General features: G+C 74.0%; 11 protein-coding genes. 7 read left to right on the forward strand and 4 right to left on the reverse strand.

Annotated elements, in window-relative coordinates:
• Window positions 1-76 precede the first annotated feature (76 nt).
• On the reverse strand, window positions 77-3,094 hold the full coding sequence (locus ACWEK3_RS27140) for a beta-N-acetylglucosaminidase domain-containing protein (RefSeq protein WP_453250803.1): 3,018 nt from the start codon (window positions 3,092-3,094) through the stop codon (window positions 77-79).
• Window positions 3,095-3,350: 256 nt separating this feature from the next.
• Between ACWEK3_RS27140 and ACWEK3_RS27145 the strand changes: the two genes are divergently transcribed.
• The 3 genes from ACWEK3_RS27145 (at window position 3,351) to ACWEK3_RS27155 (ending at window position 6,227) form a co-directional block, all read left to right on the forward strand.
• Window positions 3,351-3,614, forward strand: coding sequence for a hypothetical protein (locus tag ACWEK3_RS27145; protein WP_361408376.1), 264 nt, complete (start codon window positions 3,351-3,353; stop codon window positions 3,612-3,614).
• A complete protein-coding gene (gene malQ / locus ACWEK3_RS27150) occupies window positions 3,615-5,870 on the forward strand; it encodes a 4-alpha-glucanotransferase (RefSeq protein WP_453250786.1) in 2,256 nt (751 codons plus the stop codon). It begins immediately after the preceding gene.
• A gap of 87 nt (window positions 5,871-5,957) precedes the next feature.
• Window positions 5,958-6,227, forward strand: coding sequence for a hypothetical protein (locus ACWEK3_RS27155; protein ID WP_390723897.1), 270 nt, complete (start codon window positions 5,958-5,960; stop codon window positions 6,225-6,227).
• Between the two features lie 162 nt (window positions 6,228-6,389).
• On the opposite strand, the gene ACWEK3_RS27160 is transcribed toward ACWEK3_RS27155, so the two are convergent.
• Window positions 6,390-6,917, reverse strand: a complete 528-nt coding sequence (locus ACWEK3_RS27160; RefSeq protein WP_450542607.1) for a MarR family winged helix-turn-helix transcriptional regulator — start codon at window positions 6,915-6,917, stop codon at window positions 6,390-6,392.
• 78 nt (window positions 6,918-6,995) lie between these two features.
• Here ACWEK3_RS27160 and ACWEK3_RS27165 point away from each other — a divergent pair, with 78 nt between their 5' ends.
• From ACWEK3_RS27165 to ACWEK3_RS27175, 3 genes are read left to right on the forward strand one after another with little or no spacing between them, the layout of a single operon-like run.
• Entirely contained in the window at window positions 6,996-7,961 is a 966-nt protein-coding gene (locus tag ACWEK3_RS27165) for an EamA family transporter (RefSeq protein WP_453250787.1), read from the forward strand.
• 36 nt (window positions 7,962-7,997) lie between these two features.
• Complete coding sequence (locus tag ACWEK3_RS27170) at window positions 7,998-8,957, forward strand: DMT family transporter (protein ID WP_453250788.1); 960 nt, start codon at window positions 7,998-8,000, stop codon at window positions 8,955-8,957.
• Between the two features lie 58 nt (window positions 8,958-9,015).
• Window positions 9,016-9,927: a LysR substrate-binding domain-containing protein gene (locus tag ACWEK3_RS27175; RefSeq protein WP_453250789.1), complete on the forward strand. Its 912-nt coding sequence runs from the start codon at window positions 9,016-9,018 to the stop codon at window positions 9,925-9,927.
• A 102-nt stretch (window positions 9,928-10,029) separates the two neighbouring features.
• On the opposite strand, the gene pepN is transcribed toward ACWEK3_RS27175, so the two are convergent.
• A complete protein-coding gene (gene pepN, locus ACWEK3_RS27180) occupies window positions 10,030-12,612 on the reverse strand; it encodes an aminopeptidase N (protein ID WP_450542602.1) in 2,583 nt (860 codons plus the stop codon).
• Window positions 12,613-12,724: 112 nt separating this feature from the next.
• Here pepN and ACWEK3_RS27185 point away from each other — a divergent pair, with 112 nt between their 5' ends.
• The gene (locus ACWEK3_RS27185) at window positions 12,725-13,237 is read left to right on the forward strand and encodes a DUF1203 domain-containing protein (RefSeq protein ID WP_450542600.1); all 513 of its coding nucleotides are present in this window, start codon (window positions 12,725-12,727) and stop codon (window positions 13,235-13,237) included.
• Here the strand turns inward: ACWEK3_RS27185 and ACWEK3_RS27190 are convergent.
• On the reverse strand, window positions 13,234-14,250 hold the full coding sequence (locus ACWEK3_RS27190) for an aspartate-semialdehyde dehydrogenase (protein WP_453250790.1): 1,017 nt from the start codon (window positions 14,248-14,250) through the stop codon (window positions 13,234-13,236). The genes ACWEK3_RS27185 and ACWEK3_RS27190 overlap by 4 nt on opposite strands.
• Between the last annotated feature and the right edge of the window lie 74 nt (window positions 14,251-14,324).

Below are 14,324 nucleotides of genomic sequence, written 5' to 3' on the forward strand. Positions count from 1 at the left end.
TGAGTGAATAGTGATCGCGAGCTTTTCGCCGGACGGTCTCGCCGGACATTCCGACCGCGTCGGCTGCCCGGTGGGCTCAGTCCGCGACCGCGTACGCCTCCACCGACCACAGCGAATAGCCGTACTGGGTGGCTCGTTTGTCGCCCTGCACGCGGATGTAGCGGACGTCCCGCGCGTCCATGCGCAGGGTTTCGCGGCCGCCGGTGCTGTTGCGGACGGTGGTGGCGGTGCGCCAGCGGCGGCCGTCGGCGGAGACCTGTACGCGATAGGCGGAGGGGTGGGCGTCCTGCCAGTGGAGGGCGACCTTGCCCAGGCGCACCGGGTGCGGCAGCTCCACCTGCCACCAGGCGCCGTCGTCGACGGGGGAGGACCAGCGGGTGTCCGGGTTTCCGTCGATCGCGGCGGAGGCCGGGAAGTCGGGGGTCTCGTCGGCGGAGGAGCTCGGCGTGCCGGTGCGGGCCAGGTCGGGGCCGGCGGTGCGCGGGAAGGCGCGGACCGTGAGGGTGCGGGTCACTCCGGCGAAGGTGACGCGGATGTCGTACGCGCGTGCGGGCGTGGCCGGCGGCACGGTCACCTCGACGGGGACGTCCACCGTGGTGCCGCGGGGCACGGTGAGCGAGGTGGCGGGGACGCGGACCTTGATGCCCTTGGGGGCCTCCACGGTGACCTTGCCCTGCACGTCGGCCGGACGGCCGGAGGACAGCCGGGCGGTCAGCCGCTCCGTGCCGCCGATCTCCGCGTCGGCCTCGGCGCGCGGCAGCTCCAGGTCCGCGACCGGGGTGTCGGCGAACCAGGGGACCAGGTGGCGCACCCGGGAGGGGTAGACGCCGGTCACGCGGACGGCGTCGACGCGGGTGCCGGCCGGCGGGGGAGTGGGCTGCACGAGGGCCGGCGGGCGCGTCCAGACGCCCGGAGCCGGGGAGACCGGCGGCCAGAGGGCGGGCGGGTGCGTCAACGGGCCGCCCGGGGACGGGGACTGCGCGGTGTCCAGCTCCGTCGCGCCCCGCTCCGCCAGCGATCCCACCCGGCGCCAGCCCTGTCCGGGGACGTGGACCTCGACGTCACCGGTGGTTCCGGGGTCGCTGAGGACCGTCACGGCGGTGAGGGCGCGGGCGTGCGGGAAACGGATCGTGCGGCCGTCCGGCGCCCCGCCCGGGTCCTCGGCCGGCTCGTGCGTCAGACCCGCCCAGGTCTCGTACTCCTGCCGCGCCCGGTCGAGGAAGGGGTCCAGCACGCCCTTGCCGACCGTCACATCGGCCTGCTTGGCCTCGGCCCGCAGCCGGTCCAGCGTCCGGTACGCGGTCCAGGCCCCCGCCGCGTCGCCCGCGCGCTGGGCGCGGAGCATGTCGAGCGCCGCCTCGCCCGCCTTGCCGTAGCGGGCCAACTGTGCGGACCACGGCGCGACTTCGTCCGCCAGGGTGCCCTCGCCTGCCAGTTCCCGCGGCAGGTCGCGCAGCACCGTGAAGGCGGCGCGAAGCCGCTGCTCGGCACGCTCGTTCGCGGCCCGGTCCGTCGTCGTACGGGCGTGCCACAGGTCCGCGATCAGCGGGCGCAGATACGCCGACTCGGTGCCGCCGAGCACCGAGGACGCGTCGTTGCCGGCCAGGGCCGACAGCGCCTCGTGGCGCCGTGCGTCGCCCCCCGCGAGGTCGGCGATGGCCGCCTGCCAGGATTCCTCGGGACGGTAGTCGCGGGGGTTCCAGGCGTAGTCGGCCGCCGTGAACAGGGGGATGCGGGAGGCCTCCGCCTGTTCCATCGCGTTGGCCAGCAGGGCGGCCGAGCCGCTGGCGACGGCCGGTTCGCGCCCGGTGTACGGGCCGAGGAAGATGCGGTCCTCGGCGTAGTCGTTGACCGGGTAGTTGTCCATGGTGACCAGCGGATGCGCGAACGCGGCGCGGGCGTCGGCGAGTTCGTCGCCGGTGATGGTCCGCGGCACCACGCCCACCCCGGTCCAGGCGACGTGCACCGATGCGTCCAGCGCGGTCGCCAGCGCCCGCCGGTAGGGTGTCGCGCCGTCCTCGTAGAACTCCGTCGGCATCAGCGACAGCGGCGCCGCGTCCGGATGCCGTTCCGCCAGGTGGCGGGCGACCTCGTTGGCCACCCGCGCCTGCGCCCGTGCCGCCGCGTCCGGGCCGGAGCCGAAACGGGCCGGGTCCGCGCCGCAGTGCCACTCGCTGTAGCTGACGTTCTGGAACTGGAGCTGGAACGCCCGGAAACCGAGCTCCCACATCGCGTCCAGCTTGCGGGTCAGCGCCCGTACGTCGTCGTCCGAGGCGAAGCACAGCGACTGGCCCGGCGCCACCGCCCAGCCGAGCGTGACGTGGTTGGCGCTCGCCCGGTCGGCCAGCTCCCGGAAGGCGGCCCGCTGTATGGCCGGGTACGGCTCGCGCCAGCGCTCCTGGCGGTAGAGGTCGTCGCCCGAGGCGTACAGGTACCGGTTCTGCTTGGTGCGGCCCATGAAGTCCAGCTGGGCGAGCCGCTGCCGCTGCGTCCACGCGGTGCCGTAGAAGCCCTCGGTGGTGCCGCGCACGGCGGTGCCCGGCCAGTCCCGGATGGTCACCCCGGGGACGGTCCCGTCGGGGCGCAGCAGCTGCCGCAGCGTCTGCACGGCGTGGAACAGGCCGTCCTCGCCGGCGCCGGTGAGCGTCAGGGCGCCGCCGCCCGTGGCGATGAGGTAGCCGCCGGAGGGCAGCGCGTGCCGCGGGTCGCCGTGCGCCCGCTCGGTGTACGCGCGCACCACCAGGGCGCCCGCCGGAACCGGGTCCGTCACGGCGAGGTCCGTGACCGTCCGGGCCCCGGCCCCGTACAGCAGCGAGCGCAGCGCGCTCAGGGCGTACGGGTCCGCCTCCGCGTCGGTGACGAGGGCGACGTTCCGGTCGGCGACCTTCACCGCGCCGCCGGTCGTCCGCAGGGACTGCGGGCGCGGCCACACCGCGTGGCCGGGAGAGTCCGTGGCGGGGTGCTCCGGGTTCGCGGCCGGGAGGCCGGTGCCGGGGTCGGGGGCGGATGGCGCCGCGATGGCCGCGGGTGCGGCTCCCAGTGTTCCGGCCATGACGGCGAACGCGAGTGCGGCCGCGCTCTTCCCGTGCCCCATACCGCGCCGACGCCGCACGGCCCCTCCTCGTCGATCGGCCTTCGCCGGGCGAGCCGAAGGCAGTGTCGAAGAGTCCTGACCACACCATCCCTGCGGGAAGGTGTCAACGAGAGTGGCCGTTGTGCCGTGATTGCCCCAACCTGGTGGAGGGGAATGTGACCAGCGGCACGTAGGTCGTTCTCATACGTCTGCCGCGGCGAGCACTGGGTAGGGCTGCGGTAATCCCGTTGATGCCGTACTCGACAAGGAGGCCCCCGTGGCCGCACCGGCACACCTTCTGCTCTCGGCCCTGTCCAAACACGTGGCGGAGCCGCCCGCCGACCACCTGCTGCCCGCCGACCCCGGCCTGAGCGTGTTCAGCGCGGAGGGTACCCGCGCCGACGTCCCGCTGACCAGCGAGCCGCCGCTGCCCGACGCCGAGCCGCTCACCAGCGAGCCGCCGCTCGCCGAGGCCACCCCCCTGACCAGCGAATCGGTCGCCGAGTCGGCCGAACAGGACCCCTGTCGCGCGGAGTTGTAGATGACGGAACCGCGGCCGGACGAACCTCCCGGACCTCACCAACCTTCCGGATCTCCCGGAGCTCCCGGATCTCTCGGTGACGAGCTGACCCGGCTCGCCGCGCTGCACGGCGTCGCCGCCTCCTACAGCCCCTCCCCGGGCCGTACGGTCACCGCCTCCGCCACCGCGGTCGTCGCGGCCCTGGCCGCCCTGGACGTCGACGGGAGCACCCCCGCGGCCGCCCGCGCCGCGCTCACCGCCCGCGAACGGGAACGGGACGAACGGCTGCTGCCGCCGACGGTGGTGTGCTGGCTGGGCCCCACGGACGATCCCGCGGACGGCCCCACCGGCGGCCGCGCGGGCGGCGGCGGCCCCGCGGCCGAGGCGGACGCCGGGCTGCCGGCGGCCGCCCTCGCCGGGCTGCCGCCCGGCACCCGGCTGGACGTCGAGACCGAGCGGGGCGAGACCCGCTCCTGGGTGCACCGCGTGGACGGGACGGACCGTGTGGACCGCCTTCCGCCGGGCGTCCACCGGCTGACCGCCACCGCCCCCGACGGCCGCACCGGGCAGGCGCACCTGATCGCCGCCCCGCCCCGGCTGCCCACCCCGGCGGGACGTTCGTACGGGCTGCTCGTCCAGCTGTACTCCCTCCTCTCCCACCGCTCCTGGGGCATGGGCGACCTCGGTGACCTCGCCGAGCTGAGCAGCTGGGCCGGACGGGCGCTGGGCGCCGGGTTCGTGCAGGTCAACCCGCTGCACGCGGCCGTGCCCGGACCACCCGCCGACCCCTCCCCCTACCGCCCCTCCTCGCGCCGCTTCCCCGACCCGGTGCACCTGCGCGTCGAGGACGTCACGGAGTTCGCCTACGCCGAGGACCGCGAGCGGCTGCGGCCCCTGCTGGAGCGGGCCGGACGGCTGCGCGCCGCCGTACTGGACGAGGACGCGCTGATCGACCGGGACGCGGTGTGGGAGCTCAAGCGGGAGGCGCTGGAGCTGGTGCGGCGGGTGCCGCTCGGACCCGGCCGCCGCGCCGCCTACGTCGACTTCCTCGCCGAGCAGGGCCGGGCCCTGGAGGACCACGCCACCTGGTACGCCCTCGCCGAGGTGCACGGCTCGGACTGGAGCCGGTGGCCGGAGGGGCTGCGGGACCCCCGCTCGACGGAGACGGCTCGCACCCGCGCCGCGCTGGCGGACCGCGTCGACTTCCACTCCTGGCTCGCCTGGCTCACCGACGCCCAGCTCACCGCCGCCCAGCGCACCGCCCGCGAGGCGGGCATGGGGATCGGGATCGTGCACGACCTCGCCGTGGGCGTACACCCCGGCGGCGCCGACGCCTGGGCGCAGCGTGACCACTTCGCGGCCGGCATGTCGGTCGGCGCACCGCCGGACGCCTTCAACGCGCGCGGCCAGGACTGGGGCCTGCCGCCCTGGCGCCCCGACCGCCTCGCCGCCTCCGGCTACGCGCCCTTCCGCCGGCTGCTGCGCGCCCTGTTCCGCTACGCGGGCGCCCTGCGCATCGACCACGTCATGGGCCTGTTCCGGCTGTGGTGGATCCCGCGGGGCCTGCCGCCCACCGAGGGCACGTACGTCCGCTACGACGCCGAGGCCATGCTCGCCGTGCTGGTGCTGGAGGCCTCGCGGGCGGGTGCCGTGGTGATCGGCGAGGACCTGGGGACGGTGGAGCCCGGCGTGCGCGAGACCCTGGACCGGCGCGGGGTGCTCGGCACCTCGGTGCTGTGGTTCGAACGGGACTGGGAGGGGTCGGGCCGCCCCCTGCCCCCCGAACGCTGGCGTGCGGACTGCCTGGCCACCGCCACCACCCACGACCTGCCGTCCACCGCGGCCCGCCTCACCGGCGAACACGTCGAACTGCGCCACCGCCTCGGCCTGCTCACCCGCCCCCTGGAGGAGGAGCGCGCGGAGGCCGCCGCGGACACGAGCGAGTGGCTGGCCCTGCTGGCGGAGCTGGGCCTGCTGCGGGGCACGGACGACGGCGCCGGCGTCTCCTCGGAGGAGGCCGGGATCCAGGCCGTCCACCGCTTCCTGCTGCGCACCCCGGCCCGCATGATCGGCCTGTGGCTGCCGGACACGGTCGGCGACCGGCGTCCGCAGAACCTGCCCGGCACCTGGGACCAGTACCCGAACTGGCGCCTGCCCGTCGCCGACGCCGAGGGCCGTCCGGTGACCCTGGAGGACCTTGCCGAGTCCCCCCGGCTGCACGTCCTGACGGACGTGCTGCGCACGGACGCACGGGGCGCGCCGGGCGATACGGGCTGACCGCCGGGCCACTCACGCCGGTGCCGAACAGCGCGGATACGGCACCCCGGGCGCACGACCCGTTTCGGGGTTCGCTACGTTTGCACCGTGGACAAGAAGAACGCCCTGCGCGCCGGCGCTCTGGCCGCCGGTACGACGCTGATGATGCTGCTCATGTCGTCTCCCGCGCTCGCGCTGACCCGCGACGACGGCGACGACCCCGGCAAGGGCCTGAGCGTCGTCCAGACGCTGGGTCTGTTCGTCGGCCTCCCCCTCCTGCTGTTCCTGGTCATCACCGGCCTGGTCATGGTCCTGGACAAGTCCAAGGACCGGCTGTCGCGCACGAGCCGGGACGTGGACGTCAAGGCCAAGGCCTGACCGAGTCCTCCTCCCGCCGCGGGCCCGTCCGCAGCACACGCTCTCCGAGGGCGCCGACCTCGCCGTACGTACGCGCACAGCCGCCGTACATGGGTGAGGTGGGCGCCCTGGGTGCGTTGCGGGACCAGTGGGCCGGGCGGCCGCGGGGTCACCGGCCGATTCCTACGCCGGCGTCCCTGATGACTCCGACGTCCCGGCCAGCAGCTCCCTGAGCAGAGCGGCCAGCTCGCCCGCCCGTTCGGCGTCCAGGGCGGACAGCGCCTCCGTCTGCGCGGCCAGTCCCGCGCCGACCGCCTCGTCGATGAGCCGCAGCCCCTTGTCGGTCAGCGTGACCTTGAGGCCGCGGCGGTCGTGCGGATCCGGCGAGCGCCGCAGCAGGCCCGCGACCTCCAGCTTGTCCAGCCGCCCGGTCATCCCACCCGTGGTGAGCATGAGCGTCGCCGAGAGCTGCCGGGGCGAGAGGGTGTAGGGCTCGCCGGCCCGGCGCAGCGTCGCCAGCACGTCGAACTCGCCCCGCGAGATCCCGAACGGCGCGTACGCCTTCTCCATCCGGTCTCCCATCGCCCGCGAGAGCCGGAAGATCCGACCGAAGACCTCCATCCCCGCGGTGTCGAGATCGGGCCGCGCGGCCGCCCACTGGTCGATGATCGCGTCGACGGCGTCCCTGCGCTGCTGGGGGCGTTCACTCATGGACCGAGTATCCGCCGCCCTACGGTCGACCGCAAGAAAGTAGCTTGACGCTAAGTAGCTTGTAGCTAAGCTACTTGCATGGCCGTCTCCCAGCGTCCCGCCGCCACCTGGTCCCTCGCCGCCCTCACCGCCCTCGCCCCCGTCTCCTGGGGCACCACCTACGCCGTCACCACCGAGTTCCTGCCGCCAGGACGGCCGCTCTTCACGGCGCTGGCCCGGGCACTGCCCGCAGGGCTGCTGCTGCTCGCGCTGGCCCGGGTGCTGCCGAAGGGCGCCTGGTGGTGGAAGGCGGCGGTCCTCGGCGCGCTGAACATCGGCGCCTTCTTCCCGCTGCTGTTCCTGTCCGCGTACCGGCTGCCGGGCGGGATGGCGGCGGTCGTCGGCTCGGTCGGACCGCTGTTCGTCGTGGGGCTCTCCGCGCCTCTGCTGGGGCAGCGGCCGACGGGGCGGGCGCTGCTCACCGGGGTCGTGGCCGCGTTCGGGGTCAGCCTCGTCGTGCTGAGGGCGGCCGGGACGCTGGACGGCGTGGGTGTCGCCGCCGCCCTCGCCTCCACCGCCTCGATGTCCACCGGCACCGTGCTGGCCAAGAGGTGGGGCCGCCCGGCCGGTGTGGGTCCGCTCGCGCTCACCGGCTGGCAGCTCACCGCGGGCGGACTGCTGATCGCGCCCCTCGCCCTGCTGGCCGAGGGGGCGCCGCCCGCGCTGGACGCCCGGGCCCTCGGCGGCTACGCCTACCTCGCCCTGGCCAACACGGCGCTCGCCTACTGGCTCTGGTTCCGCGGCATCGGCAGGCTCTCCGCCACCCGGGTCACCTTCCTCGGCCCGCTGTCGCCGCTCACCGCGGCCGTGGTCGGCTGGGCCGCCCTCGGGCAGGCGCTCACTCCGGTCCAACTGGTCGGCATGGCGCTGGCGTTCGGGGCGACGCTGGCGGGACAGCTCGGCGCGGCTCGTCCCAAGGACACACCGGCACAATCGTTCAGCTCTCCTGAAAGGAATGCTCGAAAAGATTCGATGGACCTGACCGGTTCAGCGCTGCGACGGTAGAGCGGACCCCGCCCACCCACCAGCGAGAGGACCTACGTGGCCGACGTCCGCCCTCGGGCCACCACACCGCCCCCACCCACCGGCGGCCGCACCACCGCCCGCCCCGCCGCCACGAGCGGCGCGAGGGCGGGCGCCCCCGCTCTCGGAACCGCGCTCGCCGCCCTCGCCACCGTCGTCTGGGCCGGCAGCTTCGTCACCTCGCGCGCGCTGCACGACAGCGTGCCGCCGGTGCAGCACGCGTTCTGGCGCTGGGTGGTGGCACTGGCCGCCGTCGCCCCGTTCGGCGCCCGCGCGGCCTGGCGGCAGCGAGAACTGGCCCGGCGCCACCTCGGCTATGTGCTGCTGACCTCCCTCCTCGGCGTCGCCGTCTACAACACCCTGGTCAACCAGGCCGGCCTGACCACCCCGGCGGCCAACATGGGCATGATCATGGCGGCCTCGCCGGTGCTGATGGCGGTCTTCGAACGGGCGAGCGGTGTACGGCTCGGCGCGCGCCGGGTCGTGGGGCTGCTGACCGCCTGCGCGGGCGTGCTGCTGCTCGTGGGCGGAGGAGGGGTGGCGTCGTTCACGACCGGGGACCTGTGGATGATCGTCGCGGCCTGCTGCTTCGGTTCCTACAGCGCCCTGCTGCGCCGCCGCCCCGCCGAGTTCGACGGGGTCGCCTTCCTCTTCACCACGTTCCTGCTCGGCACCGTGCTGCTCCTGCCCGCGCAGGCCGTCAGCCTCGCCGTCCAGGGCGGCTTCGAACCGGCCCCCGGCACGGTACTGCCCCTGCTCTACGTCGGAGTCATGTCCTCCGCCGTGGCGTTCTTCGCCTGGGGCAAGGCGATCGCCCTCGTCGGCCCGACCCGCGCCGGACTCGTCTACTACCTGCAACCGGTCTGCGTGGCCCTGCTGTCGTGGGCCCTGCTCGGCGAGGCGATCGACCCCCGGCAGGCGCTGTGCATGGCGCTGATCCTGGGCGGGGTGGTCCTCGGCACGGCCTCGCGCCGCTGAGGGCACTCGCGCGAGAACTCCGCAGGGCGGCCCCGTACAGCCCGTATAGGTTGCCGCCATGGCCGAGTGGGAGATCCGGAAGCTGCTGATCCTGCGGACCCTGCGGGAGCAGGGGACCGTGACCGCGACGGCCGACGCGCTGCGGATGACGCCGTCCGCCGTCTCGCAGCAGCTGACCAACCTGTCCAAGCAGCTCGGGGTGGAACTGCTGCAGGCGCAGGGGCGCCGGGTGCGGCTCACGGACGCGGCGCGGCTCGTGCTGCGGCACGCCGAGGCCGTGTTCGAGCAACTGGAACGCGCGGACGCCGAGTTGGCCGCGTATACCAAGGGCGAGGCGGGTGAGGTACGGGTGGGTGCCTTCTCCACCGCGGTGCCCGCGCTCGTGGTGCCGGCGGTACGGGCGCTGCGCGGCACGCATCCGGCGGTGACCGTCCGGGTCCGGGAGGCGGAGGCGGGCGAGGCCTACGAACTGCTGGAGGCCGGGGAGGTCGACCTCGCGCTGTCCCTGGCCGCGCAGGCGCCCAGCGCGGTGGACCCGCGGTTCACGCTGGTGCCGCTGCTCGCCGACCTGCTCGACCTCGCTCTGCCGCCGGGGCACCGGCTGGCCTCGGCGGCCCGGGTACGGCTCGCCGAGCTGGCGGAGGAGGCGTGGATCTTCGGCGGCAGCGGCCCCTGGTCGGACATCACGCGCGCGGCCTGTGAGGCGGCCGGGTTCAGCCCGTGCCAGGGCCACTCGGCGGCCGGCTGGACGGCGATCCTGGCGATGGTGGAGGCGGGCATGGGCGTGGCCCTCGTCCCGCGCATGGCGGCGGTGAGCAGGGAGGGCGTCGTGATGCGCGCCCTGGCCGCCGACCGGCCCTGCCGGCATGTGGTGGCGGCCGTGCGCAAGGGGGCGCGGGACGCGCCCGCGCCGGCGAGGGTGCTGGCGGCACTGCGGTCCGCGGCCGCCGGGCTCGCCCGCCCCGAGTGACGGGAGAAGACGGAGACCGGAAGGGAAAGGGGCGCCCGGTCGAGCACCGGGCGCCCCTCGTCGCCGCACGGGCGGTGGCACGGCATCGCCGTACCGGCGGTGTTACGGCTGGGCCGCCGCGTCCGCCGCCTGGGCCTTCAGGGCGCGTTCGACGCCCGCCCGCGACTCCGAGACCAGCCGGCGCAGCGCCGCGCTCGGCTCGGCCGAGGCCAGCCACTCGTCGGTCCTGCGCAGGATGTCCTCGGACACCTGGATCGACGGGTACAGGCCGACCGCGATCTGCTGGGCCATCTCGTGGGAGCGGGCGCCCCAGATGTCCTTGACCACCTCGAAGTACCGGTCCGCGTACGGCGCCAGCAGCTCGCGCTGGTCGGTCTGGACGAAGCCCGCGATGACCGCCTCCTGGACGGCGTTCGGGAGCTTGTCGGACTCGACGACCGACGCCCAGGCCTCCGCCTTGGCCTCCTCGGTCGGGCGGGCGGCGCGGGCGGTGGCCGCGTGCCGCTCACCGGCCGCGGTCTTGTCGCGCTCGTACTCGCCCGCGATCTCCGCCTCGTCGAACCGGCCGACGGCCGCGAGCCGCTCCACGAACGCCCAGCGCAGCTCCGTGTCCACGACCAGGCCCTCGATGGTGTGCGAGCCGTCCAGCAGGGACTCGAGCAGGTCCAGCTGCTCCGGCGTACGGGCGGTCGCCGCGAAGGCGCGCGCCCACGCCAGCTGGTGGTCGCTGCCCGCGTCCGCCGCGCGCAGGTGGGCCAGCGTGGCGTCCGTCCAGCGGGTGAGCAGGGCCTCGCGGGCGGTCGGGTCGGCGTACAGGTCGACGGCCAGCTTCACCTGGCGGTGCAGCGACTGCACGACACCGATGTCGGACTCCTTGCCGATCCCGGACAGCACCAGCGACAGGTAGTCGCGGGTCGCCAGCTCCCCGTCGCGGGTCATGTCCCAGGCCGACGCCCAGCACAGGGCGCGCGGCAGCGAGGACTCGAAGTCCCCCAGGCGCTCGGTGACGACGGCCAGCGACCCCTCGTCCAGGCGCACCTTGGCGTACGACAGGTCGTCGTCGTTGAGCAGGATCACCGCCGGGCGGGGCCGCCCGGCCAGCTGCGGCACGGCGGTCAGCTCGCCGTCCACGTCCAGCTCGATCCGGCCGTCCGCGGCGCGCACCAGCTTGCCGCTCGCCTCGTCGAGGTCGTACAGGCCGACCGCGATCCGGTGCGGGCGCAGGGTCGGCTCGCCCTTCGCGCCGGCGGGCAGGGCGGGGGCCTCCTGGCGGATGGCGAAGGAGGTGATGACGCCCTGGGCGTCGGTCTCGATCTCCGGGCGCAGGATGTTGATGCCGGCCGTCTCCAGCCACTTCTTCGACCAGGTCTTCAGATCGCGCCCGGAGGTCTCCTCCAGCGCGCCCAGCAGGTCGGACAGGCGCGTGTTGCCGTAGGCGTGCCGCTTGAAGTACGCCTGCACGCCCCGGAAGAACTCGTCCATGCCGACGTAGGCCACCAGCTGCTTGAGGACGCTCGCGCCCTTGGCGTAGGTGATGCCGTCGAAGTTGACGAGCACGTCGTCCAGGTCGCGGATCTCCGCCATGATCGGGTGGGTGGACGGCAGCTGGTCCTGCCGGTACGCCCACGTCTTCATGGAGTTGGCGAACGTGGTCCACGAGTGCGGCCAGCGCGAGCCCGGGGCGTAGGCCTGGCAGGCGATGGAGGTGTAGGTGGCGAACGACTCGTTCAGCCACAGGTCGTTCCACCACTCCATGGTGACCAGGTCGCCGAACCACATGTGGGCCAGCTCGTGCAGGATCGTCTCGGCGCGCACCTCGTACGCCGCGTCGGTCACCTTGGACCGGAAGACGTACTGGTCGCGGATGGTGACCGCGCCCGCGTTCTCCATCGCGCCCGCGTTGAACTCCGGCACGAAGAGCTGGTCGTACTTCTCGAACGGGTAGGCGTAGTCGAACTTCTCCTGGAACCAGTCGAAGCCCTGCCGGGTGACCTCGAAGATCGCGTCCGCGTCGAGGAACTCGGCGAGGGAGGGCCGGCAGTAGATGCCGAGCGGGACCGACTGCCCGTTCTTCTCGTACACGCCGTGGACGCTGTGGTACGGGCCGACGATCAGCGCCGTGATGTACGTCGAGATGCGCGGCGTCGGCTCGAACACCCAGACGTCGTCCTGCGGCTCAGGCGTCGGCGAGTTGGACACCACCGTCCAGCCCTCGGGGGCCTTCACGGTGAACTGGAAGGTGGCCTTCAGGTCCGGCTGCTCGAAGTTGGCGAAGACCCGGCGGGCGTCCGGGACCTCGAACTGGGTGTAGAGGTAGGCCTGGTCGTCGACCGGGTCGACGAAGCGGTGCAGGCCCTCACCGGTGTTGGTGTACGCGCAGTCGGCGACGACCCGCAGCACGTTGCGGCCCCGGAGCAGGCCCGGCAGGGCGATCCGGGAGTCCTCGAAGACCTCGGCGGGGTCGAGGGCGTCGCCGTTGAGGGTCACCTCGTGGACGGCCGGGGCCACCAGGTCGACGAAGGAGGCGGCGCCGTCCTCCGCGACGTCGAAGCGCACCGTGGTCACGGACCGGTAGGTACCGCCCTCCTGCGCGCCGGAGAGGTCGAGATCGATCTCGTACGAGTCAACGGTGAGCAGCTTCGCCCGCTGCTGCGCCTCTTCGCGAGTCAGGTTTGTGCCAGGCACGCGGTCATCTCCTCGTGATGTGTGGATTGCGCCATCCTTCCACGTGACCGGCACGGAACGCGACGACCGGATCCCGCCGGTGACCGGGGCGGCGGGGCACGAGCCTGAGGGCATGACGACAGTGAGCGAAACGACGGGACACAGCGCACGTGCCATCGCCCCGGCCGTGCTGGCGCGGCTGCGGGAACGGGACGACGCGGGACGTCCGACGGCCCCCTTCACCGACGACGAGGGCGGCGCGCCCCTGCGCTGCTGTCTGCGCAGGAGCGAGCCGGGGGAGCGGATCGCGCTGGTCTCCTACGCCCCGCTGCGGCGCTGGGCGGCGGAGACGGGCGCCACTCCGGGCGCGTACGACGAGCAGGGGCCGGTCTTCGTCCACGCGCGGGAGTGCGCGGGGCCGGCCGGCGAAGGCCACCCGTTCACCAACGCCCACCGTGTGGTCCGGCGCTACGGCGCCGACGGCCGCATCCTGGGCGGGCGGCTGGTCGGCGAGGGCTCCGCCCGGTTCGACGCGGCCTTCGCGGAAGCGTTCGACGACCCGGCCGTGGCGCTCGTCCACGTCCGGGCCGTCGAATACGGCTGCTTCCTCTACGAGGTGCGCCGGGATCGGGTGACCGGTGACTAGCCCTTGAGCTCCGCCGCCACCAGCTCCGCGATCTGCACCGCGTTCAGGGCCGCGCCCTTGCGGAGGTTGTCGTTGGAGATGAACAGGGCCAGGCCGTTGTCCACCGTCTCGTCGCGGCGGATGCGGCCGACGTACGACGGGTCCTGGCCGGCCGCCTGGAGCGGCGTCGGGATGTCGGAGAGGGCGACACCGGGGGCGCCGCCCAGCAGCTCGGTCGCGCGCTCCACGCTGAGCGGGCGCGCGAAACGGGCGTTGACCTGGAGGGAGTGACCGGAGAAGACGGGCACGCGCACGCAGGTGCCGGACACCTTCAGCTCCGGGATCTCCAGGATCTTGCGGGACTCGTTGCGGAGCTTCTGCTCCTCGTCGGTCTCGTTCAGGCCGTCCTCGACAAGGTTGCCCGCGAAGGGGAGCACGTTGAAGGCGATCGGGCGCTTGTAGACGGACGGCTCGGGGAAGTCCACGGCCGCGCCGTCGTGGGTCAGCCTGTCGGCGTCCGCGACGACCTTCTGGGTCTGGCCGTGCAGCTCGGCGACGCCCGCGAGGCCCGAGCCGGACACCGCCTGGTAGGTGGCGACGACCAGCGCCTGAAGGCCCGCCTCCGCGTGCAGGGGCCTGAGGACCGGCATCGCGGCCATCGTGGTGCAGTTCGGGTTGGCGATGATGCCCTTGGGGCGGTCGGTGATCGCGTGCGGGTTCACCTCGGACACCACCAGCGGGACGTCCGGGTCCTTGCGCCACGCCGAGGAGTTGTCGATCACCACGGCGCCCTGCGCGGCGACCTTCTCGGCCAGCGCCTTCGAGGTCGCGCCGCCCGCCGAGAACAGCACGATGTCCAGGCCGGTGTAGTCCGCGGTGGCGGCGTCCTCCACCGTGACCCCGTCGAGGACCGTCCCCGCCGAGCGGGCCGAGGCGAACAGGCGCAGCTCGGTCACCGGGAAATCGCGCTCCGTGAGGATCCCGCGCATGACCGTGCCGACCTGACCGGTGGCTCCGACGATTCCGATCCTCACGGTGACTCCTTCTGCTCACTTCACTGACGCTGCGTACGCGGTACGCGCAGGACGGTTCCATCATGCGTCTGTCC

The sequence above is a fragment of the Streptomyces sp. NPDC004721 genome (assembly GCF_053601495.1).

Coding starts and splice junctions, on each gene's coding strand:
- ACWEK3_RS27140 (WP_453250803.1), bottom strand. CDS start 3,094: ATGGGGCACGGGAAGAGCGCGGCCGCACTCGCGTTCGCCGTCATGGCC.
- malQ (WP_453250786.1), top strand. CDS start 3,615: ATGACGGAACCGCGGCCGGACGAACCTCCCGGACCTCACCAACCTTCC.
- ACWEK3_RS27160 (WP_450542607.1), bottom strand. CDS start 6,917: ATGAGTGAACGCCCCCAGCAGCGCAGGGACGCCGTCGACGCGATCATC.
- ACWEK3_RS27165 (WP_453250787.1), top strand. CDS start 6,996: ATGGCCGTCTCCCAGCGTCCCGCCGCCACCTGGTCCCTCGCCGCCCTC.
- ACWEK3_RS27175 (WP_453250789.1), top strand. CDS start 9,016: ATGGCCGAGTGGGAGATCCGGAAGCTGCTGATCCTGCGGACCCTGCGG.
- ACWEK3_RS27185 (WP_450542600.1), top strand. CDS start 12,725: ATGACGACAGTGAGCGAAACGACGGGACACAGCGCACGTGCCATCGCC.